2 protein-coding genes are annotated in these 861 nt (G+C 35.0%); both read left to right on the top strand.

Translation table 11 applies throughout. The features are described 5' to 3' along the window. Nucleotides 1-180 (top strand): hypothetical protein (locus tag F752_RS26770; RefSeq protein ID WP_236614066.1); only part of this gene is annotated, 180 nt, incomplete at its 5' end. 19 nt (nucleotides 181-199) lie between these two features. Next, on the top strand, nucleotides 200-784 hold the full coding sequence (locus tag F752_RS0123130) for a hypothetical protein (RefSeq protein WP_017734121.1): 585 nt from the start codon (nucleotides 200-202) through the stop codon (nucleotides 782-784). Nucleotides 785-861: the final 77 nt, after the last annotated feature.

Here is an 861-nt window from a genome sequence, read left to right as displayed (position 1 = left end):
GCCATCATCATATGGAACATGATTGTAAAGCACCAGCCTTTCAATCCACCAGACCTGTACGAGTACCTGGACCAAAAACGAAAAAGAAAAGTGCGCGAACTTCAAAAACAAATAGCTAAATTGGACGATAAGCTGAAGGATCTAAAAGTGCCTCAGAATGCAGTTTTGACCCCTTTGTAAAAACGTTACTCAGAATCTCATGATGAAATATTGGTTAACATACATTGTCACTTCTTTATTCTGGACGACCATTTTTGCTCAAGATATTGAAGCAGGGATGGACGGTGACGATGATAATTTATCTATTCAGGTTGAATTGATAATGGAATCCGATACTCTTTCGTTAGAGAAGCCTTTTTATTTGTATTTGGACATAAGGAATAGAACAAAGAAATCAATATATGTACCAAAGGAGATTGATTTAATTAGTGACCTTTATCCAAATGGTATAAATGGACCCTTTGATGGAGCAGTTGTAAGTCTAAAATTTGACCCTAAACCAGTTGCACCAATGTATGTTGAGAACAATGTTGTACTTTCAGATATAAATGATTTTGTAAAAATAAGGCCTAATTCTTCAGTAAGACTCAAATTGATAGACCTCAGAGATTACATTAATTATTTTAATGCTGATATGGATGCAGAAGAATTAGAAATAAAGGAAGGGAGCAGTTATAAATTGAAAGCTATTTACAAAAACCGATATGAGAAAAAAGGAACGAAAGTTAAAAGCTTTACAGGGACGGCCTTCTCTCAAGAAAAAACATTGTATATAGATAAATGATGAAGACTAAGCCTAACCACAGTAGCCGTTGCACAACGCGGTAGTTCTACAGGTTAATTTCTCCTTATTTTATCACC

The sequence above is a fragment of the Nafulsella turpanensis ZLM-10 genome, assembly GCF_000346615.1.
In the GTDB taxonomy this organism is placed as follows: domain Bacteria; phylum Bacteroidota; class Bacteroidia; order Cytophagales; family Cyclobacteriaceae; genus Nafulsella; species Nafulsella turpanensis.
Note: the sequence above shows the minus strand (reverse complement) of the source record. Positions and strands in the feature narration are given on the sequence as shown.

Bases quoted from the DNA above. Each gene is read 5' to 3' on its own strand.
- F752_RS0123130 (WP_017734121.1), top strand. From the start codon at position 200: ATGATGAAATATTGGTTAACATACATTGTCACTTCTTTATTCTGGACG.